Annotated in this window: 21 protein-coding genes; 12 read left to right on the forward strand and 9 right to left on the reverse strand. The window is 72.1% G+C overall.

Annotated elements, in window-relative coordinates; all coding sequences use genetic code 11:
• The first annotated feature begins 156 nt into the window (after positions 1-156).
• The 5 genes from AC067N_RS03680 (at position 157) to AC067N_RS03700 (ending at position 6,252) form a co-directional block, all read left to right on the forward strand.
• On the forward strand, positions 157-1,047 hold the full coding sequence (locus AC067N_RS03680) for an FAD binding domain-containing protein (protein ID WP_478677253.1): 891 nt from the start codon (positions 157-159) through the stop codon (positions 1,045-1,047).
• A complete protein-coding gene (locus AC067N_RS03685) occupies positions 1,047-1,652 on the forward strand; it encodes a (2Fe-2S)-binding protein (protein ID WP_478677254.1) in 606 nt (201 codons plus the stop codon). Before AC067N_RS03680 ends, AC067N_RS03685 begins: the two co-directional genes overlap by 1 nt.
• Positions 1,653-1,654: 2 nt before the next feature.
• Positions 1,655-4,042 (forward strand): xanthine dehydrogenase family protein molybdopterin-binding subunit, encoded by a 2,388-nt coding sequence (locus AC067N_RS03690; RefSeq protein ID WP_478677255.1) that lies wholly within the window; start codon positions 1,655-1,657, stop codon positions 4,040-4,042.
• 205 nt (positions 4,043-4,247) lie between these two features.
• The gene (locus AC067N_RS03695) at positions 4,248-5,405 is read left to right on the forward strand and encodes an XdhC family protein (protein ID WP_478677256.1); all 1,158 of its coding nucleotides are present in this window, start codon (positions 4,248-4,250) and stop codon (positions 5,403-5,405) included.
• 100 nt (positions 5,406-5,505) lie between these two features.
• Positions 5,506-6,252: a hypothetical protein gene (locus AC067N_RS03700; protein WP_478677257.1), complete on the forward strand. Its 747-nt coding sequence runs from the start codon at positions 5,506-5,508 to the stop codon at positions 6,250-6,252.
• A gap of 14 nt (positions 6,253-6,266) precedes the next feature.
• Here the strand turns inward: AC067N_RS03700 and AC067N_RS03705 are convergent, their stop codons facing one another.
• A complete protein-coding gene (locus tag AC067N_RS03705; protein WP_478677258.1) occupies positions 6,267-6,770 on the reverse strand; it encodes an SRPBCC family protein in 504 nt (167 codons plus the stop codon).
• Between the two features lie 313 nt (positions 6,771-7,083).
• Positions 7,084-8,433, reverse strand: a complete 1,350-nt coding sequence (locus AC067N_RS03710) for a Gfo/Idh/MocA family protein (RefSeq protein ID WP_478677259.1) — start codon at positions 8,431-8,433, stop codon at positions 7,084-7,086.
• Positions 8,434-8,499: 66 nt separating this feature from the next.
• Between AC067N_RS03710 and AC067N_RS03715 the strand changes: the two genes are divergently transcribed.
• Genes AC067N_RS03715 through AC067N_RS03735 form a run of 5 tightly spaced genes read left to right on the forward strand, consistent with a single transcriptional unit; the run spans position 8,500 to position 12,734 of the window.
• Entirely contained in the window at positions 8,500-9,783 is a 1,284-nt protein-coding gene (locus tag AC067N_RS03715; protein WP_478677260.1) for an ABC transporter substrate-binding protein, read from the forward strand.
• Positions 9,780-10,721 carry a carbohydrate ABC transporter permease gene (locus AC067N_RS03720; protein WP_478677261.1) on the forward strand — a complete coding sequence of 314 codons (942 nt, stop codon included), beginning with the start codon at positions 9,780-9,782 and terminating at the stop codon, positions 10,719-10,721. Before AC067N_RS03715 ends, AC067N_RS03720 begins: the two co-directional genes overlap by 4 nt.
• Positions 10,718-11,590 carry a carbohydrate ABC transporter permease gene (locus tag AC067N_RS03725; protein WP_478677262.1) on the forward strand — a complete coding sequence of 291 codons (873 nt, stop codon included), beginning with the start codon at positions 10,718-10,720 and terminating at the stop codon, positions 11,588-11,590. The genes AC067N_RS03720 and AC067N_RS03725 overlap by 4 nt, the downstream gene beginning before the upstream one ends.
• A gap of 5 nt (positions 11,591-11,595) precedes the next feature.
• A complete protein-coding gene (locus AC067N_RS03730; RefSeq protein ID WP_478677263.1) occupies positions 11,596-12,261 on the forward strand; it encodes a hypothetical protein in 666 nt (221 codons plus the stop codon).
• Between the two features lie 41 nt (positions 12,262-12,302).
• Entirely contained in the window at positions 12,303-12,734 is a 432-nt protein-coding gene (locus tag AC067N_RS03735) for an ankyrin repeat domain-containing protein (protein WP_478677264.1), read from the forward strand.
• Between the two features lie 68 nt (positions 12,735-12,802).
• Here the strand turns inward: AC067N_RS03735 and AC067N_RS03740 are convergent, their stop codons facing one another.
• Complete coding sequence (locus AC067N_RS03740; RefSeq protein WP_478677739.1) at positions 12,803-13,120, reverse strand: DoxX family protein; 318 nt, start codon at positions 13,118-13,120, stop codon at positions 12,803-12,805.
• A gap of 52 nt (positions 13,121-13,172) precedes the next feature.
• On the reverse strand, positions 13,173-14,177 hold the full coding sequence (locus AC067N_RS03745; protein ID WP_478677265.1) for a LacI family DNA-binding transcriptional regulator: 1,005 nt from the start codon (positions 14,175-14,177) through the stop codon (positions 13,173-13,175).
• Positions 14,178-14,309: 132 nt separating this feature from the next.
• Here AC067N_RS03745 and AC067N_RS03750 point away from each other — a divergent pair, with 132 nt between their 5' ends.
• Positions 14,310-15,461, forward strand: coding sequence for a Gfo/Idh/MocA family protein (locus tag AC067N_RS03750; protein WP_478677266.1), 1,152 nt, complete (start codon positions 14,310-14,312; stop codon positions 15,459-15,461).
• Positions 15,462-15,579: 118 nt separating this feature from the next.
• Here AC067N_RS03750 and AC067N_RS03755 read toward each other — a convergent pair whose 3' ends face one another.
• From AC067N_RS03755 to iolC, 5 genes are all read right to left on the reverse strand, one after another.
• Positions 15,580-16,641 carry a sugar ABC transporter substrate-binding protein gene (locus AC067N_RS03755; RefSeq protein ID WP_478677267.1) on the reverse strand — a complete coding sequence of 354 codons (1,062 nt, stop codon included), beginning with the start codon at positions 16,639-16,641 and terminating at the stop codon, positions 15,580-15,582.
• 523 nt (positions 16,642-17,164) lie between these two features.
• The gene (locus tag AC067N_RS03760) at positions 17,165-17,929 is read right to left on the reverse strand and encodes a GntR family transcriptional regulator (RefSeq protein ID WP_478677268.1); all 765 of its coding nucleotides are present in this window, start codon (positions 17,927-17,929) and stop codon (positions 17,165-17,167) included.
• Positions 17,930-18,047: 118 nt separating this feature from the next.
• Positions 18,048-19,949 (reverse strand): 3D-(3,5/4)-trihydroxycyclohexane-1,2-dione acylhydrolase (decyclizing), encoded by a 1,902-nt coding sequence (gene iolD / locus AC067N_RS03765; protein WP_478677269.1) that lies wholly within the window; start codon positions 19,947-19,949, stop codon positions 18,048-18,050.
• 107 nt (positions 19,950-20,056) lie between these two features.
• Positions 20,057-20,935 (reverse strand): Cgl0159 family (beta/alpha)8-fold protein, encoded by an 879-nt coding sequence (locus AC067N_RS03770; protein WP_478677270.1) that lies wholly within the window; start codon positions 20,933-20,935, stop codon positions 20,057-20,059.
• A gap of 352 nt (positions 20,936-21,287) precedes the next feature.
• Complete coding sequence (iolC, locus tag AC067N_RS03775; protein ID WP_478677271.1) at positions 21,288-22,244, reverse strand: 5-dehydro-2-deoxygluconokinase; 957 nt, start codon at positions 22,242-22,244, stop codon at positions 21,288-21,290.
• Between the two features lie 329 nt (positions 22,245-22,573).
• Here iolC and AC067N_RS03780 point away from each other — a divergent pair, with 329 nt between their 5' ends.
• Positions 22,574-23,593 (forward strand): sugar ABC transporter substrate-binding protein, encoded by a 1,020-nt coding sequence (locus AC067N_RS03780; protein ID WP_478677272.1) that lies wholly within the window; start codon positions 22,574-22,576, stop codon positions 23,591-23,593.
• The last annotated feature ends 2 nt before the right edge of the window (positions 23,594-23,595 follow it).

Below are 23,595 nucleotides of genomic sequence, written 5' to 3' on the forward strand. Positions count from 1 at the left end.
CTTCATGGTTTCCGTGACTGACCGGGGTGGATCGGCGCGCTGTGTACTGACCTGGATCCCCGTGAACAGCACATGAGCGAGCCGGGCCCGCCGCACACGATCTGGCTCAAACGGAACCACTCCGACACGACAGAGACGAAGAAGAGAGCCGGTCAGATGGACTTCCTTCGCCCCGCCAGCTGGGAGGAGGCGCTCGCCGCGAAGGCCGAGCACCCCACCGCTGTGCCGATCGCCGGCGGCACCGACGTGATGGTCGAGATCAACTTCGACCACCGTCGGCCCGAGTATCTGCTGGACCTGAACCGCGTCGGCGACCTCTACGAGTGGGAGGTCGGCGAGCAGACGGTTCGCCTGGGCGCGTCCGTCCCCTACAGCCGGATCATGGAGCACCTCCGCCCCGAGCTGCCCGGCCTCGCCCTGGCCTCGCACACGGTGGCCTCCCCGCAGATCCGCAACCGCGGCGGAGTCGGCGGCAACCTCGGCACCGCATCCCCGGCCGGCGACGCCCACCCGGCCCTCCTCGCGGCGGGCGCCCGGGTCGAGGCCGAGTCCGTACGGGGCTCCCGGCTCATCCCCATCGACGACTTCTACACCGGCGTCAAGCGCAACGCGCTCGCCCCCGACGAGCTGATCCGCGCCGTGCACATCGACAAGGCGGACGGACCGCAGCAGTACGCGAAGGTCGGCACCCGCAACGCCATGGTCATCGCCGTGTGCGCCTTCGGACTGGCCCTGCACCCCGCGACACGCACCGTCCGCACCGGCATCGGCTCGGCCGCGCCGACCCCCGTCCGGGCCGAGGCCGCCGAGGACTTCCTGAACGCGGCGCTCGACGAGGGCGGCTTCTGGGACAACGGCAGGATCATCACCCCGTCGGTCGCCAAGCAGTTCGCCGAGCTGTGCTCCGCCGCCTGCAACCCGATCGACGACGTCCGCGGCACCGCGAGCTACCGCCGCCACGCGGTCGGCGTCATGGCCCGCCGGACGCTCATGTGGACCTGGGAGTCGTACCGCGGCGACGCCGCCCGCACGAAGGGAGTGGCGTGATGCGCGTCAGTTTCACGGTCAACGGACGTCCGCAGGAGGCCGACGACGTGTGGGAGGGCGAGTCCCTGCTGTACGTCCTGAGGGAACGCCTGGGGCTCCCCGGCTCCAAGAACGCCTGCGAACAGGGCGAGTGCGGCTCGTGCACCGTCCGCCTGGACGGCGTGCCGGTGTGCGCGTGCCTGGTCGCCGCCGGACAGGTGGAGGGCCGCGAGGTCGTCACCGTCGAGGGTCTCGCCGACCACGCCAGACAGCGCGCCGAGCACGGCGGCTGCGCGCCCGGCGGGTGCGGCACCGCGGACGGCGCGCCCGGGACCCCGCTCGACGAGGCGCGGCGGTGGGCCGCCCGGGGCACCGACTCCCAGACCGGCGAGGGCACCGAACTCTCCCCGGTCCAGCAGGCGTTCATCGACGCGGGCGCCGTCCAGTGCGGCTTCTGCACCCCGGGGCTGCTGGTCGCCGCCGACGAGATGCTGGAGCGCAACCCCAACCCGACCGACGCGGACATCCGCGAGGCCCTGTCGGGCAACCTGTGCCGCTGCACCGGCTACGAGAAGATCATGGACGCGGTCCGTCTCGCGGCCGCCCGGCAGTCCGAAGGGGTCTGATCATGGGAACCAACGGCCTGCCCGCCGACATCACCCAGGGCTCCCGCACCAAGGGCGGCATCGGCGAGTCCACCCTCCGCCCGGACGGCACCCTCAAGGTCACCGGAGAGTTCGCCTACTCCTCCGACATGTGGCACGAGGACATGCTCTGGGGCCAGATCCTGCGCTCCCCGGTCGCCCACGCCGAGATCGTCTCCATCGACACGGGCGAGGCCCTCGCCACCCCCGGCGTGTACGCCGTGATGACGTACGACGACCTGCCGACCGAGGTGAAGCACTACGGCCTGGAGATCCAGGACACCCCCGTCCTCGCCCACGGCAAGGTCCGCCACCACGGCGAGCCCGTCGCCATCGTCGCCGCAGACCACCCCGAGACCGCGCGCCGCGCCGCCGCCAGGATCAAGGTGGAGTACCGCGACCTGCCCGTCATCACCGACGAGGCATCCGCGACCGCGCCGGACGCGGTCCTCGTCCACGAGAACCGCACCGACCACCACGCCGGGCACGTCCCCCACCCGAACATCGTCCACCGCCAGCCCGTCATCCGCGGCGACGTCGAGGCGGCACGGCGGCGCGCCGACGTCATCGTCGAGGGCGAGTACGTCTTCGGCATGCAGGACCAGGCCTTCCTCGGCCCGGAGTCCGGCCTCGCGGTGCCCGCCGAGGACGGGGGCGTCGACCTCTACATCGCCACCCAGTGGCTGCACGCCGACCTGCGCCAGATCGCGCCCGTCCTCGGCCTGCCCGAGGACAAGGTCCGGATGACGCTGGCCGGCGTCGGCGGGGCCTTCGGCGGTCGCGAGGACCTGTCGATGCAGATCCACGCCTGCCTGCTCGCCCTGCGCACGGGCAAGCCCGTCAAGATCGTCTTCAATCGCTTCGAGTCCTTCTTCGGCCATGTCCACCGCCACCCCGCGAAGCTCCACTACGAGCACGGCGCGACGAAGGACGGCAAGCTCACCCACCTCAAGGCCCGTATCGTCCTGGACGGCGGCGCCTACGCCTCCTCCTCCCCGGCCGTCGTCGGCAACGCCGCCTCCCTCGGCGCCGGCCCGTACGTCATCGAGGACGTCGACATCGAGGCCCTCGCCCTCTACACCAACAACCCTCCCTGCGGCGCGATGCGCGGCTTCGGCGCGGTCCAGGCGTGCTTCGCGTACGAGGCGCAGATGGACAAGCTCGCGGCGAGGCTCGGCATGGACCCCGTGGAGTTCCGGCGGATCAACGCCATGTCCCAGGGCGCCGTCATGCCGACCGGCCAGGTCGTCGACTCCCCGGCCCCGGTCGCCGAACTCCTGCGCCGCGTCAAGGCGATGCCCATGCCCCCCGGGCAGCAGTGGCTCGCGGCGGGCGAGGCGGCGGACGTGCGGGAGCTGCCGGGCGGCCTGTCCAACACCACGCACGGCGAAGGCGTCGTACGCGGCGTCGGCTACGCGGTCGGCATCAAGAACGTCGGCTTCTCCGAGGGCTTCGACGACTACTCCACGGCACGGGTGCGCATGGAGGTCGTCGGCGGCGAACCGGTCGCGACGGTCCACACCGCCATGGCGGAGGTCGGCCAGGGCGGCATCACCGTCCACGCGCAGATCGCCCGCACCGAGCTGGGCGTCACCCAGGTGACGATCAACCCCGCGAACACACAGGTGGGTTCGGCCGGCTCGACGTCGGCGTCCCGTCAGACGTACGTCACCGGCGGCGCCGTGAAGAACGCCTGCGAGCTGGTCCGGGAGAAGGTCCTGGAGTTGGGCCGCCGCAAGTTCGGCACGTACCACCCCGCCTGGGCCACCGCCGAACTCCTCCTGGAGGGCGGCAAGGTCGTCACCGACGCCGGCGAGGTGCTCGCCGACCTGGTGGACGTCCTCGGTGACGAGGCCGTCGAGATCGAGGAGGAGTGGCGGCACCGGCCGACCGAGCCCTTCGACCTGCGCACCGGGCAGGGCTTCGGCCACGTCCAGTACTCGTTCGCCGCCCACCGCGCCGTCGTCGAGGTCGACACCGAGCTGGGCCTGGTCAAGGTCGTCGAACTGGCCTGCGCCCAGGACGTCGGCAAGGCCCTCAACCCGCTCTCCGTGCTCGGCCAGATCCAGGGCGGCACGACCCAGGGCCTCGGCATCGCCGTCATGGAGGAGATCATCGTCGACCCTGAGACGGCGAAGGTCCGCAACCCCTCCTTCACGGACTACCTCATCCCCACCATCCTCGACACGCCGACCATCCCCGTCGACGTGCTCGAACTGGCCGACGACCACGCGCCGTACGGGCTGCGCGGCGTCGGCGAGGCCCCCACCCTGTCCTCGACCCCGGCCGTGCTCGCGGCGATCCGCGCGGCGACGGGGCTGGAGCTGAACAGGACGCCGGTACGCCCGGAACGCCTCACGGGTACGGCGTAACTCCGTTGAGCCACTGGTGAGTTCGGTGGAAGCGGTCCGTCGGGCGGTGCGGGGGTGCGGGGGCCGGTCGCGCGGTTCCCCGCGCCCCTTGGCGGCATGGGGCGCGGTCAGACGCTTCTGAGGACGCGGGGAACCGCTGGACCGGGCCTCGGGCCCGCCGCCGGGTACCGTCCGTGCAACCGTCCGCCTGTGAGGAGACCGAGAGATGCTGGACATCGCCGAAGAGCTGCACCGGTGGGTCGGTCAGGGACGCGACTTCGCCGTGGCCACGGTGGTGGCCGTGGGCGGCAGTGCCCCTCGACAACCGGGCGCCGCCCTCGCGGTGGACGCCGACGGCACGGCGATCGGCTCGGTCTCCGGCGGTTGTGTGGAGGGCGCCGTCTACGACCTGTGCCGGCAGGCGCTGGAGGACGGCGCACCGGTCCTCGAACGCTTCGGCTACAGCGACGAGGACGCGTTCGCCGTCGGCCTGACCTGCGGCGGGGTCATCGACATCCTCGTGACACCGGTGCGGGCCTGCGACCCCGTCCGCCCGGTGGCCGCCGCCGCGCTCGCCTCGGCGGCGGGCGGGGAGGCGGCGGCGATGGCCCGGATAGTCTCCGGCCCCGCGGAGCTGCGGGGCCGGGCGCTGCTGGTCCGCCCGGACGGCTCCTACGACGGCGGCTTCGGCGCCCACCCCGAACTGGACCGTACGGTCGCCGCCGAGTCCCGCGCCCTCCTGGACGCCGGCCGCACCGGCACCCTGGAGATCGGAGAGCAGGGCTCACGCTGCGGAACACCGCTCACGGTCCTGGTCGAGTCGTCCGTCCCACCACCCCGGATGATCGTCTTCGGCGCCATCGACTTCGCGTCGGCGCTCGTCCGCATCGGCAAGTTCCTCGGCTACCACGTGACCGTCTGCGACGCCCGCCCCGTCTTCGCCACGCGCACCCGCTTCCCGGAGGCGGACGAGATCGTCGTCGAGTGGCCCCACAGATACCTGGAGCGCACGGACGTCGACGCCCGCACCGTCCTGTGCGTCCTGACCCACGACGCCAAGTTCGACGTACCGCTCCTCCGCCTCGCCCTGCGCCTCCCCGTGGCCTACGTCGGGGCGATGGGCTCCCGCCGCACCCACCTGGACCGGAACGAACGTCTCCGCCGGGTCGGCGTCACCGAGCTGGAGCTGGCCCGCCTCCGATCACCCATCGGCCTGGACCTCGGCGCCCGCACTCCCGAGGAGACGGCCCTGTCCATCGCCTCCGAGATCGTCGCCGGCCGGCGTGGCGGAAGCGGGGTCTCCCTCACGGGGGCGCACACGCCGATCCACCACGACGGCCCCTCGTCGGACACGGCCAACGTGCCCAACTTGCGGGTCTCTTGACGTCCACTCGGGTCGCCTCGCTTGTGACTTGACCGCCAGGGCGGCAGGGTTGACGTCTGCGATACGGCAACAGCACGACGGGGGCGGACAGTTGGGCGCGGTGAGCGTGGAGCACGGCACGGGTGGCGGCATGGACGAGGGGCCCGACGGCGCCACGGGTATGGACGGGGGCGGCGGCGGTGCGGGCTCGGGGCCGGTCGACGGCGGTGGCGGCTCGGGGCCGGTCGACGGCGCGACCGAGGAGGGGACCGGCGGCACCCGTGACGAGCGGCGGCTGTCGACACCGGCGACCACCGTGCTCGGCCTCTTCCTCGTGGCCGACGTGGTCTTCGTCTGCGGCGCCCTCGTGACCCTCTGGCCCGTGGTGCTGGAGACGATCGAGCCGGGGGCGGACCCCGCCGCCACCGCCCGCTGGTCGCCGTTCGGCTTCGGCGACTGGGCGCTCACGGCGGACACCGCGATGCTGCTGGCCGTGGTGGTGTGCAGCGCGCTCGGCAGCTTCGTCCACGCGGCCACCTCGTTCGCGACGTACGTCGGCAACCGGCGGCTCTACGCGAGCTGGCTCTGGTGGTATCTGCTGCGCGCCGGTATCGGCGTGGCTCTCGCGCTCCTCGTCTACCTCCTGCTGCGCGGCGGCCTCTTCGCCGGCAGCTCCGGATCCGGCGCCACCAACCCGTACGGCTTCTCCGGCATAGCCGGCCTCTGTGGCCTGTTCTCCAAACAGGCCACCGACAAGCTCCGCGAGATCTGCGACACCCTCCTCAGCACCACGGGCGACGGCGACCGCGACCGCCGCGACGGGCTCGCCACCCCGCGCGACGGCGACCCGGACCCGGGCAGGCCCTGACGCTCGACCGCGGCTCAGAGGCCGGGGGACGTGCCCCGCAACAGCCCGTCCATCGCGCGCCCGAACATCCGGCGGGCCAGCCACCCGAGGGGCCGGTCGAAGAAGCCCGGCAGCCACCGCACGCGCAGCTCCTCGCGCCACAGGACGCGCGACACGGGCGAGCCGCCACCCGCCCGGTCGACACCGGTGCCGTCACCGCTGTCGCTGCCGTCGCCGTACGGCTGGACCTCGATCTCCGCCCAGCCCGTGACCAGGGACCCGTGCTTGACGAGCCGGCACAGCCCCGTCTTCCCGCCCTCCGGCGGCCGCCACACCACGACCTCCATCGGGTCGTCGAAGGCGAGCGGCCCGATACCGCTGCGCGCGACGAAGACCGTGCCCTCGGCGGTCGGGGGAGGGATGCGGACGGTGACACGGGTCAGGGGGACGACGTCGGCGTGGCGGGGCCAGTCGGTGAGACGGTGCCAGGCGAGGTCGGCCGGGAGGGGGGAGAGGCGTTCGAGGGAGAAGAGGACCACGAACCGATCGTAAGGGCGCAACCAGGGACGGGCCGGACCAGCCGAAGCGGGCCCGTCGTCGGCCGCCGCCATCCCGCGTACGGCACCATGACCCCCGTCCACACGCCCGGGCGGGCCGGAAGGCGCTCCGGGCCTAATGCCGCAACAGGCAGCGTCCGCCCCGTCGCGACGCCCGGCACGCACTCTCGCCGCACCGGGCACAAGCCCGAGTACGGTCCAGTACGAGGGCTTGCGCCCGGCACGCCGAGAGCACGCACCAGACGCCGCTCCTTGACGGGCAAACGTTGCCTGCCGCGGGCGCTAGCCCCTCGACTCACACCTCCAGCAACTCCCGTGCCCTCACCGGCGCCCCCGTCTCCAGCGACCGGTTCGCCGCCAGTCCCGTCACCAGGGAACGCGCCCCGTCCACCGCGTCCGCGGCGCGCCCCAGCCCGTCGGGCTCCCGGTCCCCGAACAGGTCGGCCAGCATCCGCACGTCCCCGCCGCCGTGCCCGCCCTCACCCGTCGCGACCTCCACCTCGCGCGGCCGCTCCCAGAACCGGCGTACGAGCAGCTCGGTCCGCCCCGCGCCGTCGCCGGTCTCCGTGCCGTGCAGGACGGGGCTCGCCCCGGTGACCCGGACGTGCGGCCGGGTCCACGTCGACTCCTCCACCAGCAGCTCCAGGCGCCCCTCGCTGCCGTTGAAGGCGATGCGGTAGCCCTCCCAGGGCGCGTACGCCGTCAGGTGGTACGTCAGGGTCGCCCCGGACGCGTACCGCACGAGGACCGCCATGTCGTCCTCGATGGTGACTCCGGGCCCGAAGACGTTCCGGTCGCGGTGGTAGCCGTCCTCCCGCTCGGCGTCCAGGTAGAGCGCGCTGAGGACGGGAGAGTCCGCGAGACGCAACGCGAAGGGGTCGCCCTCGGCGGCCGGGGAGCCGTGGGCGCGCTCGTAGTCCCGGGCGAGTCCCCGGCGACCGCCCGCCTCGTCGCCGTAGAAGAACAGGCCGCCCTGGGCGAAGACGGTCTCCGGGCGGGTGCCGAGCCACCAGTTGACCAGGTCGAAGTGGTGGGTCGACTTGTGCACCAGCAGCCCGCCGGAGTTCGCCTTCTCGCGGTGCCAGCGGCGGAAGTAGTCGGCGCCGTGCCGCAGATCCAGCAGCCACTCGAAGTGCACCGAGCCGACCTCGCCGATCTCACCGCTCGCGAGTAGCTCCCGCACGGCGGAATGGACGGGGTTGTAGCGGTAGTTGAAGGCGACCCGCACCTCGCGGCCCGTCCGGCGGCGCGCGTCCAGGATGCGGCGGGCGCGCTCGGCATCGGTGGTCATCGGCTTCTCGGTGACGACGTCGCAGCCCGCCTCCAACGCCCGCACGATGTAGTGGTCGTGGGACCGGTCCACACCGCACACCACCACCAGATCGACCCGCTCGCGCCGCAGCATCTCCTCGAACTCCCCGGCGGGGTGGGCGCGTACGGGGGAGCGGCCCGGGTGGTCGGCGGCGATCCAGGCGTTGTGGACGGCCATGCGGTGCGCGTTGGTGTCGCAGAAGCCGACGAGGTCGATCCGGTCCGCGAAGGAACCCGTCAGCGCCTCGGTGAACATCCGTGCGCGGGCGCCGAGTCCGACCACGGCGGCACGGCGGCGGCCCACGGAGACGGTGCAGGGGTCTTGTTGTGACATCCGGACCTTCCCTAGGGTCTCGTGCGGGGGGTGGAAGCGCTTTCTAGCGAAAGAGGTGACCCACTCATGCCCGGAAACGGGACGAGGAAGTCCTCCCTGACGGCCGTGGTCCTCGCGCTGTGCGCGGTGCTCGCCGGCTGCTCTGGCCCCGAGCGGCCGGGCGGCGGCGAGGTCGTGCTGCGCTACACCTGGTGGGGCAACCCGGACCGGGCGGCGAGAACCCAGCAGGCCGTCGACCTCTTCGAGAAGAAGAACCCGGGGATCGAGGTGCAGACCTCGTTCTCCGGCTATGACGCCTACAAGCAGAAGCTGGCGACCCAGGCCGCCGGCGGTGACGCGCCCGACGTCATGCAGCTCGACTACCGGATGATCGACCAGTACGCCTCCGGGGGCGTCCTGCTGGACTTCTCCGAGCAGCAAGCCGCCCTCAACACCGACGAGTTCGACACCGGGCTGCTCGCCACCGGGAAGGTCGACGGCAGGCAGTACGCGATCCCGCAGGCGCGTGGCACCGAGACCGTCGTGTACGACGCGAAGCAGTGGAAGGCGGCCGGGGTCGCACCGCCCCGCGAGGGCTGGACGTGGAACGACTGGGCGGACGCCATGCGGGAGTTGGCGCGGAGGACGGGCAAGCCCGGTGGCACGGACCCCGGCTGGAGCGAGGACGCCTTCGAGGTGTGGTTGCGCGGCCGGGGCAAGGACCTCTACACCGAGGACCGGCAACTGGGCTTCACCGCAGACGACTTGGCACGCTACTGGACGTTCACCGACCGGCTGTGCCGGGAGGGCGCGGTCTCGCCCGCCGAGGAGACCACCCAGCTCGACGGCACGGTGGAGAACACCCCCCTGGGCCGCGGCAAGGCCGTCTCCGACAACAACTGGGACGCCCCGGCCGGCGGCTACCTCGGCCTCCTCCCGGACGGCGAGGTCACCCTCGCGCCGATGCCCTCGGGGGAGGACGGCACCCCGGGCCAGTACTTCAAGCCCTCGATGTTCATGGGCGTCGCCGCCGACACGAGTCACCCCGAGGAGTCCGTCCGCCTCGTCGACTTCATGCTGAACGACCCCGAGGCCGCGAGGATCCTCGGCGCCACCCGCGGCATCCCCGTCAACGAGACCCTCCGCGAGGAGATCGCCCCCGGCCTGAGGGACTTCGACCGGACGATCTACGACTACCAAACTTCCCTGGAGGGCGAGTTGAAACCCCCGCCCCAGGCGCCCCCCTCCGGCGACAGCGCCCTGCAGACCACCTTCCAGCGCGACTACGACCAGGTGTCGTACGAGCGGATGTCCCCCCGAGAGGCCGCCGAGAACTACATCACCGAGGCGAAGGCGGAGCTGAGGCCATGACCACCACACACATGCCGACGACCGCACGGGGCGAGGGCGCCGCCGCGCCGGACCGGCCCGCCCGCGGGCCCCGGCGCGAGGGCGCCGCCTGGGTCTTCCTGTCACCGTGGGTCCTGGGCGCCTGCGTGCTGACCCTGCTCCCGATGGCCGTCTCGCTCTACCTCTCCTTCACCGACTACGACCTGTTCAACGCTCCCAGCTGGGTGGGCCTGCGCAACTACACCCAGATGTTCACCGAGGACCCCCGTTACTGGCGTTCGGTGGGCGCGACCCTGACGTACGTCGCTGTCGCCGTCCCCCTGCAACTGGCCCTCGCCCTCGTCGTGGCCCTGGCCCTGAGGAACATGAGGCACGGCAAGGCCTTCTACCGATCCGCCTTCTACGCCCCCTCCCTCCTCGGCGCGTCCATGTCCATCGCCCTCGTCTGGCGGGCGATCTTCAACGACGGCGGCACGGTCGACCGCCTGCTCGGCACCGGCGGCTGGGTCAACAAGCCCGGCTGGGCGCTGCTCGCGGTGGCCCTGCTGACGGTGTGGCAGTTCGGTGCCCCGATGGTCATCTTCCTCGCCGGACTCCAGCAGATCCCGGGGGAGCTGTACGAGGCGGCCGAGGTCGACGGCGCCGGGCGATGGCGCCGGTTCCTGTCGATCACGGTGCCGATGCTGTCACCGGTGATCTTCTTCAACCTGGTCCTCCAGACCATCCAGGCCTTCCAGGTCTTCACCCCCGCCTTCGCGATCAGCGCGGGCAAGGGCGGCCCCGCCGACTCCACCCTCTTCTACACCCTCTACCTCTACGACCGGGGCTTCGTCGCCTCCCACATGGGTTACGCCTCCGCCATGGCCTGGGTCCTGCTGCTCGTCATCGGCGTCGTCACCGCCGTGCTGTTCCGTACGTCCCGCTCCTGGGTCTTCTACGCCTCCGAGGGGGACCGATGACCACCACCTCACCCTCAACACCGGTAGTACGCAAGCCTGTCGCCTGGCGGCGGGCGGCCCTGCACGCCGGCTGCCTGGCCGCGCTCCTCGTCATGCTGTACCCGCTGGCCTGGCTCCTCGCGACGTCCGTGAAGCCCGCGGACGAGGTCATCGCCAGCCTCGACCTGCTGCCGGGCCGGCTGGAATGGTCCAACTACGAGACCGCGCTCGACGGCGTCAACGACGTGTCCGTGGGCCGACTGCTCGGCAACTCCCTGCTGATCGCGGGCGGCGCGGTCATCGGGAACGTGCTGTCCTGCTCCCTCGCGGCGTACGCCTTCGCCCGCCTGCGGTTCCGCTTCCGCGGGCCGCTCTTCGCCTTCATGATCGCGACGATCATGCTGCCGCACCACGCGGTGCTGATCCCGCAGTACATCATCTTCAACCAGCTCGGCATGGTGAACACCTACTGGCCGCTGATCCTGCCGAAGTTCCTGGCCACCGAGGCGTTCTTCGTCTTCCTCGTCGTGCAGTTCATGCGGGGGCTGCCCAGGGAACTGGAGGAGGCGGCACGGATCGACGGCTGCGGACCGTTCCGGAGCTTCTTCCTGGTGATCCTTCCGCTGACGCGTCCGGCCCTGATCACCACCGCCATCTTCACGTTCATCTGGACCTGGAACGACTTCTTCACGCAGCTGATCTACCTCTTCTCCCCGGAGAAGTTCACGCTGACGCTGGCGCTCAGGTCGTTCGTGGACGCGTCGAGCACCTCCGCTTTCGGCCCGATGTTCGCCATGTCCGTGATCGCGCTGCTGCCGATCGTGCTGTTCTTCCTCGCCTTCCAGCGGTTCCTGGTGGAGGGTATGGCCAACTCGGGGATCAAGGGGTGAGCGCGATGCGGACCACCAGGGAGCCGGGCGAGATCTTCGGACCGAGGATGACGCTGTTCGCCGATGTGCTGTGCGTCGGTGTCGCCGTGGCGGTGGTGAGCCTGCCGCTGGTGACCCTGCCCGCCGCGCTGTCCACGGCGTGCGAGGTGCTGCGGGGAGTGCGGGACGGGCGGCCGGTCACCGCCCGACGGTTCCTCGGCGGGCTGCGGCGACGGCTGCGGCCCGGCGACTTCGCCGCCGGGCTCGTGACCGTCGCCGGGCTCGCCCTCGTCCTCGTCGACCTGGCGCTGGTCTCCGCCGGCCTGCCCGGCGGCCCCGCCTTCACCCTGGCGTTCGCCGCCGTCGCAGGCTGCGCCGCCGTGGTCGGTCTGCGCGCCTGCGCCCGCCATGAGTCGGCGGTCGACTGGCCCGCGGCGGTACGCGGGGCGGCCCGCGACGCCGTGCGGGACCCAGGAGGCAGCGCGCTGGTGGTGCTGGCCGTGGTGGCGGCCGTCCTGTGCGCGTGGATGCTGCTGCCCCTCGCGTTCCTCGTCCCCGGTCTGCTGGCCCTGGCCCTCACCGCGGTCGACGTACGCGGAGCACGCGTACTACGCCGAGAAGGCCGAGAAGGCCGAGAATGCCGGGAACGCCGAGTACGCGGAAAAGGAGTCGCTGCCCGGGAGGGGCTGTGATGGGGTGACACCCGGCATTCGTCTCGCAGGATCGGGGAGCAGTGAACAGAAGGCGGCAGAAGAAGCTGTCCGAACGACTCGTCCGGGCCGCGACGGCCGGTGACACCGCCGGTGTCGCCGCGCTGCTGCGGGCGGGCGCCTGCCCGGGGACGGCCGATGCCGACGGCACGACACCGCTGTACGCGGCGTCCGTGAACGGCGCGGCCGACACCGTCCGGCTGCTGCTGGCCGCCGGCGCCCCGCCCGACGCCGAGAGCGGGCGCGGCGCGGAGGGCACCCCGCTGTGCGGGGCCGCCTGTTGGGGCCACATGGACGCCGTGCGCGAACTCCTCGCGCACGGCGCCGATCCGAACCTGCGCGAGGATCACGGCACGGGCCGCACCCCCCTCTACTGGGCGGAGCACGGCCCCCACCCGGAGACGGCGGCGCTGCTGCGGGCCGCGGGGGCCCGCCCGCTCGACGGCGGCGTGTGACGCGCCGGGACGCGACCGGAGCCCGTGACAGGGCGAGGGGCCACCGCTCGTCGACCGCTCCGTGACGGTCAGAAGGAGTACGGCCCGAAGCGGCCCCACGCCACGATCGCCGAAAGGATCAACAGGACCACGCCGGGGACCACGGCCTGGGCGCCGTCCTTGCGGCGGACGTGCACGACCACCGCGCCGATCATCGTGAGGACCAGGCCGGTCGCCGCGAGCGGCACCAGGACCGGGGCGATGTCCAGGACGGCCGGCAGGATCAGGCCTATCGCGGCGAGGCCCTCCAGCGCGCCGATCGCCTTGACCGCGCCCGCCGAGAAGTCCTCGGTCCAGGCCATCCCGGACGCGGCCAGCTTCTCCTTCGACTGGGTGGTCTTCATCAGACCGGCGGCGAGGAGGCGGCGGCGAGGAGGCGGCGGCGCGGCCGTCGTCCGCTCACGAGCCCGCCGGCGGGCTCGTGGTGCCGCGCGCCTCCAGGGTCGGAGTCGTCAGGACCACCTCGGCCGGGCGGGTGGGGTCGGCGATGCGGTCCAGGAGGCACTGGGCGGCGCGGCGGCCGACGTCGTGACTGGCGTTGTCGACGGTGGTGAGCCACAGGTGACGCAGCCGGGAGACATAGGTGTTGTCGTAGCCGACGAGCGACAGGTCGCGTGGCACCTTCAGGCCCAGTTCCTCGGCGGCGGACAGGGCGCCGACGCAGGACATGTCGTTGAACGCCACGATGGCGGTGGGGCGTTCGGGGGCGCTGAGCAGCCGGACCGTGGCGCGGTAGCCGCCCTCCTCGGTCAGATCGCCGCGCTCGACGGCCGCCAGGTCGGACAGACCGTGCTCCCGCATGACCGTCTCGAAGCTGCGGCGGCGCAGCGCTCCGACCACGCCGTCGCCCGCGATGTGCGCGATCCGCCGGTGGCCGAGGGCGATGAGGTGCTCGGTGGCGAGCCGGGCGCCCGACTGGTCGTCGCCCGCGACGACATCGACATGGGGGAGCGTCGGCTCACGGGCCCCGGCGACCACGGTGGGGATCCGGCCGGCCGCCTCGCGCAGAGCCTCGGACGGGGGCAGTGTGCCGACCGCGATCAGGCCGTCGACCCGCAGTTCCGTGAAGGTCCGGGTGAGGTCCTCCCCGAGACGCCGGTTGAGGTGGCCGTCGGCCAGCAGCATGCGCAGTCCGTTGTCGTGCAGCCGGGAGTTCAGGCCGTCCAGCAGCTCCACGAACCAGGGATTGCGCATGTCGTTCAGGAGGACGCCGACCGTCCGGGTGCGGCGTTCGCTCAGGCTGCGCGCGGCGGCGTTGGGCCGGTAGCCCAGCTCGTCCACGGCCGCCAGCACGGCCTCCCGCTTCTCGGGGCGCACCTGCTCGGAGCCGCGCAGCACCAGGGAGACCAGGGACTTCGACACGCCGGCGCGCTCGGCGACATCGCGGATCGTCGGAGGTCTCATGGCGTGGACCGTTCCACAGGGCGGGCGTGGTTGTCAAAGGGCTTGACAGCCTTGAAGGCTCGCCTCCAAGGTGAGCGGCGTACGTTCTGGAACGGTCCAAATCCGGTCCGGTGAGTCCGAAGAAGGGCAGTCATGGTGAGTGCGCTCGGTGTCGCCGTCGTGGGGTTCGGCTGGATGGGACGGGTGCACACCCAGGCCTACGCCCGCCTGCCGCACCATTTCCCGCAGCTTCCCGTACGCCCCGAGCTGGTCACCGTCGTCGAGGACGTGCCCGGCCGCGCCGAGGAGGCCGCCGAGCAGTTCGGGTTCGCGTCGACCGCCCGTGACTGGCGCGAGGTCGCCGCCGACCCGCGTGTCCACGCCGTGAGCATCACCGCGCCGAACTTCCTGCACCGTGAGATCGGCGTCGCCATGGCCGAGGCGGGCAAGCACATCTGGATCGAGAAGCCCGTCGGCCTCACGGCCGCCGACGCCCGCGCCGTCGCCGACGCGGTCGCCGCGGCCGGCGTCCAGGGCACGGTCGGCTTCAACTACCGCAACGCCCCCGCCGTCGCGTACGCCCGCGAACTGATCTCCGCCGGCGAGATCGGCACCGTCACCCATGTCCGCGTCCGCCTCTTCAGCGACTACGCCGCGCACCCGGAGGGCGCCCTGACCTGGCGGTACGAGCGTGAGCGCGGCGGCAGCGGCGTCCTCGGCGACCTCGCCTCGCACGGCGTCGACCTCGCCCGCTTCCTCCTCGGCGACATCACCGCCCTCACCGCCGACACCGCGGTCTTCGTCCCCGAGCGGGCCCGCCCCACCGGCGCCACCGCCGGCCACACCCGTGCGGCCGGCGGCGAACTCGGCCCCGTGGAGAACGAGGACTACGTGGGCTGCCTGCTCCGTTTCGCCTCCGGCGCCCGGGGGGTCCTGGAGGCCAGCCGGGTCGCGGTCGGCGAGCAGAACAACTACGGCTTCGAGGTCCACGGCACCAAGGGCGCCGTCCTGTGGGACTTCCGCCGCATGGGCGAACTGGGCGTCAGCCGGGGCACGGCCTACCAGGACCAGTCCGTCAGCACGGTCTTCGTCGGCCCCGGCCACGGCGCGTACGCGGCCTTCCAGCCGGGGTCCGCCAACGCCATGGGCTACGACGACCTCAAGGTCATCGAGGCCCACCACTTCCTGCGCTCGATCGCCGAGGGCACCCCGTACGGCGCCACCCTGGACGACGCCGTGCACAGCGCCACCGCCCTGGACGCCATGAGCCGCTCCGCCGAGTCGGGTGCGTGGGCGGACCTCTGAGCCGGCCACCGACCCGAATCGCGCCTAGGGGCCGGGTTCCGCCGCCGGCATCGACCCGCCCCGAGGCCGGGGCTCCCGGGACAGGAGAACACGGTCGACGCGTGCAGGCCGTGCGAGATCAGTCGAGGTTGTTGCCCCAGAGGGACTCGTCGTCGCTCCTGAGGCTGGGGACCCCGTCGTAGGTGGCGCCGTCCGCGGTCACCAGGGGTGCGGAGAGCTGATCCTCCAGCACACCGTCGCGGATTCGCACGATCGTGCTGTCGTGGTCCGTCCCGCCGGGCTTGAACGTCCTGCCCTCGATCGCCGCCTGCAGGTAGTAGAGCGCGTACTTGGCGTAGAGGTCGGCGGGCTGGGAAACCGTGGCGTCGATCTTGCCCTCGGCGATCTCCTTGAGCTCTCTGGGGGTGCCGTCGTTGGAGACCACGAACACATGCCGCTTGTCCTCCGGACCGACCAGGACACCCTGCTGCCTGAGCACCTGCAGGCTCCCGGAGAGCGCCAGGCTGGACTGCATGTAGATGCCCTTGATGTCGGGGTGGGCCGTGAGATTCGCCTGCAGTTTCTGCGCCGCGACCGCCCCGTCCCAGTTCGTCGTCTCCCCGAAGACCCTGATCCCGGGATAGCGCTTCTTCATGCAGTCGTTGAACCCCTCGGTGCGATCGCGGCCGTTGACGGAGGCGAGGTCTCCCTGGAGCATGACGACCTTGCCCTCGCCGCCGAGCTTGGTGCCGAGGAACCGGCAGGCCTTCTCTCCGTACGCGCGGTTGTCGGCGCGCACCACCATGTAGACGTCGCCGGTGTCGGGACGGGTGTCCAGGGTGACCACGGGGATCTTCTGCGCGGCCAGCTGCCGCAGGATGGGCGTGGTCGCGGCGGTGTTCTGAGGGGCCATGGCCACGCCCTTCACGCCGTGGATGATGAGGCTCTGCGAGTTGGTGGCGAGTTTGGCGACATCGTTCCGCGAGTTGGTGGTCTTCAGCTCCAGCCCGAGTTCCTCGGCGAATCCAGGGGTGTACTCCATGAACGCGTTCCAGAAGTCGGTGTCGGAGCGGGGGTAGTCGACGCCCACCACCGGGCTGCTGTCCGTGTCGGCACCGGAGCCGCCGCAGGCGCCGAGCACGGCGACGACGAGAGCGCTGGCGGCGCCGAGGCTGATGCGGCGGAAGCGTCGGGTCTTCACGGCTGGTTCTCCCTTGCGGACGGTTTCGTGCGGGAGACGGGGCGGGGGCCCGATCCCCGGCGCGCCGATGCCGGCGAGCGGGACGTGGAGGCCGCCGCGCCACTGTGGGGGTTGTCCTCGACGGCTCCCGGACGGCCACGTCGAGCGGAGCGCCGGCCGGCGTCGCGGGCACGTCGCCGTGCGGCGGGCCGAGGCGGGCGACACGAGCCCCCGCAGGGCGGCGAGCAGCCGCGCCGTGGCCGGCCCGAAGTCCGATGCACCACCGCCGACCACGGCCGTCAGCCCGGAATCCTGTGACGAGCCCATGCTGCAGCCTCCGCTGCCCAATCTAATACGCCCCCAGGTATTCCTGCCTGAGCTGCGGTTTCCGGGCGGCTGGAGCGCGGCGGGCCGTGGTGGGGGGCCAGGGGTGGGTGGCCTTCGCCGGCCGAGCCCTCGATCGTGCGACAGCGTCCGGCGAGCGCCCGACGTCCTGCACGAGGAACCCGCCCCGTCCCCGCGGACCGCCGTCGCCGTGCGGACGTCAGTTGCGGACGAGCAGCTGGAAGTCGAAGGAGTAGCGCGAGGCCCGGTAGATGTGGCTGCCGTACTCGACGGCCCGGCCGGTGTCGTCGTACGCCGTGCGCTGCATGGTGAGGACGGCGGCACCCCTGGGCTCGCCGAGCCGCTCCGCCTCCTCGGGGGCGGCGATCCGGGCGCCGACCGTCTGGTGGGCGCTGTGCAGGGTGATGCCCGCGTTGCGCATCATCCGGTACAGGCCCGTCGCCTCCAGCCGTTCCGTGTCGAGGTCCAGCAGGCCCGCCGGGACGTGGTTCGAAAGGAACGCCACCGGCTGGCCGTGGGTGAGGCGGAGCCGCTCGAAGAGATGGACCTCCGCGCCCTCGGCGATGCCCAGCGCCGCCGCGACCTCGGCGGAGGCCGGGCGGATCTCGCTCAGCAGCACCCGGGTCGTGGGCTGCTGGCCCGCCGCCTCCAGGTCGTCGTAGAGACTGCTCAGCTCCAGCGGACGCTTCACCTGACTGTGCACAACCTGCGTGCCCACGCCCCGGCGGCGCACGAGCAGGCCCTTGTCGACCAGCGACTGGATGGCCTGCCGCACGGTCGGCCTGGACAGGCCGAGGCGGCCCGCGAGCTCGATCTCGTTGCCCAGCAGGCTGCCCGGGCCCAGTTCCCCGTGCTCGATGGCGGACTCCAGCTGCCGGGCCAGCTGGTAGTACAGCGGCACCGGGCTGCTCCGGTCGACACCGAGGTCGAGCTTCTCCGTACTCCCTGTGGTCGCGCTGGTCACGGTCTGAGGGTAACCGTCCGTCCGGATGACAGGAAGCCCTGTCATTTCGTTGTCCTGACAAGCCCGGCACCCACGTAGGGTGCCGGGCGGTGGTCGGGCCGACGGCGGGCCGTGCCCGTCACGCGCCGGGATGGACGCCGGGGTGGAGGTGACGCCGCTGGGCGGCGACCTCACGCTCGTAGGTCCGGCGCGCCTCGACCGCGGCCGGCCGGGCGGCCGTCTCCGCCACCGGTACGTCCCACCAGGCCTCCGCCGGGGGAGCGGTGGGCGCCGGGTCGGTCTCCACGTACACGCAGGTCGGCCGGTCCGAGGCGCGGGCCGTGGTGAGGGCGTCGCGCAGTTCCCGCACGGTCTTGGCGCGGATGACGTCCATGCCGAGGCTGGCGGCGTTGGCGGCCAGGTCCACCGGGAGCGGGGCCCCGGTGAAGGTGCCGTCGGTGACGCGGTAGCGGTAGGCGGTGCCGAACCGCTCGGCGCCCACCGACTCCGACAGCCCGCCGATGGAGGCGTAGCCGTGGTTCTGGACGAGGACCAGATTGACGGGCAGCCCTTCCTGGACGGCGGTCACGATCTCCGTCGGCATCATCAGATACGTGCCGTCGCCCACCAGCGCCCACACGGCCGTGCCGGGCGCCGCCTGCTGCACTCCGATCGCGGCGGGGATCTCGTAGCCCATGCAGGAGTAGCCGTACTCCAGGTGGTACTGGCGGGGGCTGCGGGCCCGCCACAGCTTGTGCAGGTCACCGGGGAGCGAACCGGCCGCGTTGATGACGACGTCGTCGTCCCCCACGACCGCGTCCAGGGCGCCCAGCAGCTGCGTCTGCGTCGGTACGGCGTGCTCGTCGGCCGGGGTGTACGCGGTCTGGACCACCCGCTCCCAGCGCTCCTTGCCGGCCCGGTACTCGGCGACGTACGCCTCGTCGACGCGGTGCCCGGCGAGCGCCTCCGTGAGCGCCTCCAGACCCGCCCGGGCGTCGCAGACCACGGTCCGGGCCGCCAGCTTGTGGGCGTCGAACGCGGTGATGTTCAGGTTGACGAAGCGGACGTCGGGGACCTGGAAGAGGGTGTTGGAGGCGGTGGTGAAGTCGGTGTAGCGGGTGCCGACGCCGATGACCAGGTCGGCGGTGCGGGCGATGTCGTCGCAGACGGCGGTGCCGGTGTGCCCGATGCCGCCGAGGTCGGCCGGGTGGTCGTGGCGCAGCGAGCCCTTGCCGGCCTGGGTGGACGCGACCGGGATGCCGGTGGCCTCCGCCAGCGCCCGCAGGGCCGCCTCCGCCTCGCTGTGGTGGACGCCGCCGCCGGCGACGAGGAGCGGCCGCCGGGCCGCGCGGATCGCCCGGACCGCCTCGGCCAGCTCCGCCGGGTCGGGCGCGGGCCGCCGCACCCGCCAGACGCGCTCGGCGAAGAACTCCTCCGGCCAGTCGTACGCCTCGGCCTGCACGTCCTGCGGCAGGGCGAGGGTGACCGCGCCGGTCTCGACGGGGTCGGCGAGGACCCGCATGGCGTTCAGGGCGGCCGGGATCAGCGCCTCGGGGCGGGTGATCCGGTCGAAGTAGCGGGAGACCGGGCGGAGGGTGTCGTTCACCGAGACGTCGGCCTCGGTGGGGTGCTCCAGCTGCTGGAGGAGCGGGTCGGCGGAGCGGGTCGCGAAGTAGTCGCCCGGCAGGAGCAGCACGGGCAGCCGGTTGATGGTGGCGAGGGCGGCGCCGGTGACGAGGTTGGTGGCGCCGGGCCCGATGGAGGTGGTGACCGCCTGCGCGGACAGCCGGTTCAGCTGGCGGGCGTAGCCGACGGCCGCGTGCACCATGGACTGCTCGTTGCGGCCCTGGTGGAACGGCATGGTCTCCTCGCCGGCCTCCAGCAGCGCCTGGCCGACGCCCGCGACGTTGCCGTGGCCGAAGATGCCCCAGGTCCCGGCGATCAGCCGGTGTCGGACGCCGTCGCGCTCGGAGTACTGCGCGGACAGGAACCGCACCAGCGCCTGGGCGACGGTCAGCCGGCGGGTGGAGGGGGTGGTCATCGGGACCTCACTGGGACGAAGGGGTCGGGGGCTTGGCGAGGGTTGTGCTCGTGCTCGTGCTCGTGCTTTGGGGTGCGGGTGCGTGTGTCGGTGCATGTACGCGGGGCTCAGAGCAGTCCGACAGCCGTGTCGACCGCGGTCTCCACGCTGCCCTCGGCGGGGTAGAGCAGGGAACGGCCGACGACCAGCCCCTGGACGGTCGGCAGGCGCAGCGCCTTGCGCCACTTCTCGTAGGCGCCGTCCTGGTCCTTCCCCACCTCGCCGCCGAGCAGTACGACGGGCAGGGTGGAGGTCTCCAGGACCTCGCCCATGGCGTCGGCGTCGTCGGTGACGGGCAGCTTGAGCCAGGTGTACGCGGAGGTGCCGCCGAGGCCCGCGGCGATGGCGATGGACCGGGTGACCGCCTCGGCGCTCAGATCGTTGCGGACCCGGCCGTCCACCCGGTGCGAGAGGAACGGCTCGACGAACAGCGGCAGTCGGCGCGCCGCCATGTCGTCGACCGCCCGGGCCGTGGAGTGGAGGGTCCGCAGGGAGCCGGGGTCGTCGTAGTCGACGCGCAGCAGCAGTTTGCCCGCGTCGAAGCGGAGCCGCTCGATGTCCTCCGGGCGGTGGCCGGTGAAGCGGTCGTCCATCTCGAAGGACGCCCCGGCGAGCCCGCCGCGGTTGAGGGAGCCCATGACGACCTTGTTCTCCAGGACGCCCAGGAGCAGCAGGTCCTCCAGGATGTCGGCGGTGGCCAGCACGCCGTCCACGCCGGGTCGCGACAGCGCGGCACAGAGGCGTTCGAGGAGATCGGCCCGGTCGGCCATGGCGAGGGGGCGCCCGCCGACGCCGAGGGCACCGCGGGCGGGGTGGTCGGCGGCCACGATCATCAGACGGCCGCTGTCACCGATCAGCGGACGGCGGACTCGGCGCGCCGCCGCTTCGGCGATGGCCTCCGGGTGGCGTGCGCGCACGGACACCAGGTCGGGGATGGTGATGGTCAACTCGGGCTCCGTTCCAGGGGCGGTGCCCCTTCGCCCCCTTCGGACGCCTCATGGCTCGGGGGTGTGTGGTTCTGGCGGGTGCGGATGGGGGGGGTGCTCGCGTGGTTCCCCGCGCCCCTGAACGCCCTGCGGGCCGTCCGACAGCAGGGGCCGCGCCCCGTGCTTCTCCGACGAAGGGCGGGCCGCAGGCCCGTCCCTTCAGGGGCGCGGGGAACTGCGCGACCGGCCCACTCACCGGCATACGACAGAACCGGCCGTCGAAGCCGCGGCGTGCACGATCCCGGCGGGAGCGGCCCGGCGCCGGGGCGGGCCCTGGCGGGAGCAACCCGGCGGTGGGGGCGGGGCCACGGCGTCACCCACCCGTCAGCAACTCCTCCACCTCCCCCTCCGTCGGCATCGCCGAGGAGCAGGCGAGGCGGGAGGCGACGAGGGCGCCGGCGGCGTTGGCGTACCGCATGGTCCGCTCCAGGTCCCAGCCGCGCAGCAGCCCGTGGCAGAGGGAGCCGCCGAAGGCGTCGCCCGCGCCGAGCCCGTTGACGACCTCGACCGGTACCGGCGGCACCTCGGCGACCGTGCCGTCCCGGTGCACGGCGAGGACTCCCTTGGGGCCCTGCTTGACGACGGCCAGCTCCACACCCGCCTCCAGCAGTGCCTCCGCACAGGCCCGGGGTTCGCGTACGCCGGTGGCGACCTCGCACTCGTCGAGATTGCCGACGGCGACCGTGGAGTGCCGCAGGGCCTCGGCGTAGTACGGGCGGGCGGTCTCGGGGTCCTGCCAGAACACGGGACGCCAGTCCAGGTCGAACACGGTGACGCCGCCCCTGTCACGGGCCTTGAGCGCGGCCAGCGTGGCGGAGCGGCTGGGCTCCTCGCTCAGGCCGGTCCCGGTGATCCAGAAGACCCGGGCGGCGCGGATGGCGAAGAAGTCCAGTTCGTCGGTGTGGATCTCCAGGTCGGGGGCCTTGGGCCGCCGGTAGAAGTAGAGCGGGAAGTCGTCCGGCGGGAAGATCTCGCAGAACGTGACCGGTGTGGGGTACGCGGCGACGGGCGTGACGAACCGGTCGTCGACCCCGAACTCCTTGAGCGCCTCGTGCAGGAACGCGCCGAAGGGGTCGTCTCCCGTCCGTGTGATCACCGCGGCCGTGTCGCCGAGCCGGGCCGCGGCCACCGCGACGTTGGAGGCGGACCCGCCGAGGAACCTGCCGAAGGACTCGACACGGGCGAGCGGCACACCGGTCTGCAGCGGATACAGATCCACTCCGATGCGACCCATGGTGATGAGATCGAAGGACTCGGCGGACTCGGGCATGCGCGGCGCTCCTCGGGTGGGGGTGCGGGCCGACCGGACCGTGGGCCGGCAGGGGATGCGCGGGCACGGGGCCGGATGTATCCCAGGTGTAGGGGCCCGAGTGAGCCCCTGTCAAGGCTTTGTACTGACATTCGGACCTGCTCGTGAAATGATGTCTTAACAAAGTCTTGACAGGTGGGTGTGCCAGGGGTTTGTATCCCGTCCCAACGAAACAGCGCAGCCGGCCTACCGGCAGAATGATCCGGACTTCAGGTCCGGGCCCGCGCGGGTATACCGCCCGACGCTGTCCCGTTCCCTTTCCCCCTGTCGCACAGTGAGGTGCAGGAAAGATGGACCGCACGTTTCAGCCCCGCTCACGCAGAGTGGCTCCCTTCTTCGCCGTGGCCGCGGCCTCCGCGATGTTCATAGCCGGATGCTCCAGCAGCTCCGGAGGCAAGGAGGCCGAGGAGGGCGGGGCGAACGCCTCCGCGGGCAAGGCCAGCACGCCGCGGATGACCGTGGCGCTGGTGACCCACGCCGGGCAGGGCGACACCTTCTGGGACATCGTCCGCAAGGGTGCCCAGACCGCCGCCGACAAGGACAACGTCAAGCTGGTCTACTCGAACGACCCGAACGCGGCCAACCAGGCCAACCTCGTCCAGAACGCGATCGACCAGAAGGTCGACGGCATCGCCGTCACCCTCGCCAAGCCCGACGCGATGAAGGACGTCATCGCCAAGGCGGAGAAGGCGGGCATCCCCGTCGTCGGCCTGAACTCCGGCATGGACGTCTGGAAGGAGCAGGGTCTGCTCTCCTTCTTCGGCCAGGACGAGACCGTCTCCGGTGAGGCCTTCGGCAAGAAGCTCAACGAGACCGGCGCCAAGCACGCGATCTGCGTGATCCACGAGCAGGGCAACGTCTCCCTCGAGGCCCGCTGCGCCGGTGTGAAGAAGACCTTCAAGGGCAAGACCGAGAACCTCTACGTCAACGGCACGGACATGCCCTCGGTGAAGTCCACCGTCACGGCCAAGCTCAAGCAGGACTCCTCGATCGACGAGGTCGTCACGCTCGGCGCGCCGATCGCCCTGACCTCCGTGCAGTCGGTCGACGACGCCGGCAGCAAGGCGAAGGTCGCCACGTTCGACCTCAACAAGGAGCTGACGGACGCCATCAAGGCGGGCGACATCGAGTTCGCCGTCGACCAGCAGCCCTACCTCCAGGGCTACCTGGCGATCGACTCCCTGTGGCTCTACAAGAACAACGGCAACTACAGCGGCGGCGGTGAGGAGCCGGTCCTGACGGGCCCGGCCTTCGTGGACAAGGACAACGTCGACACGATCGCCAAGTTCGCCGCGAAGGGCACCCGGTGATC

The sequence above is a fragment of the Streptomyces sp. NPDC042364 genome, from assembly GCF_056437585.1.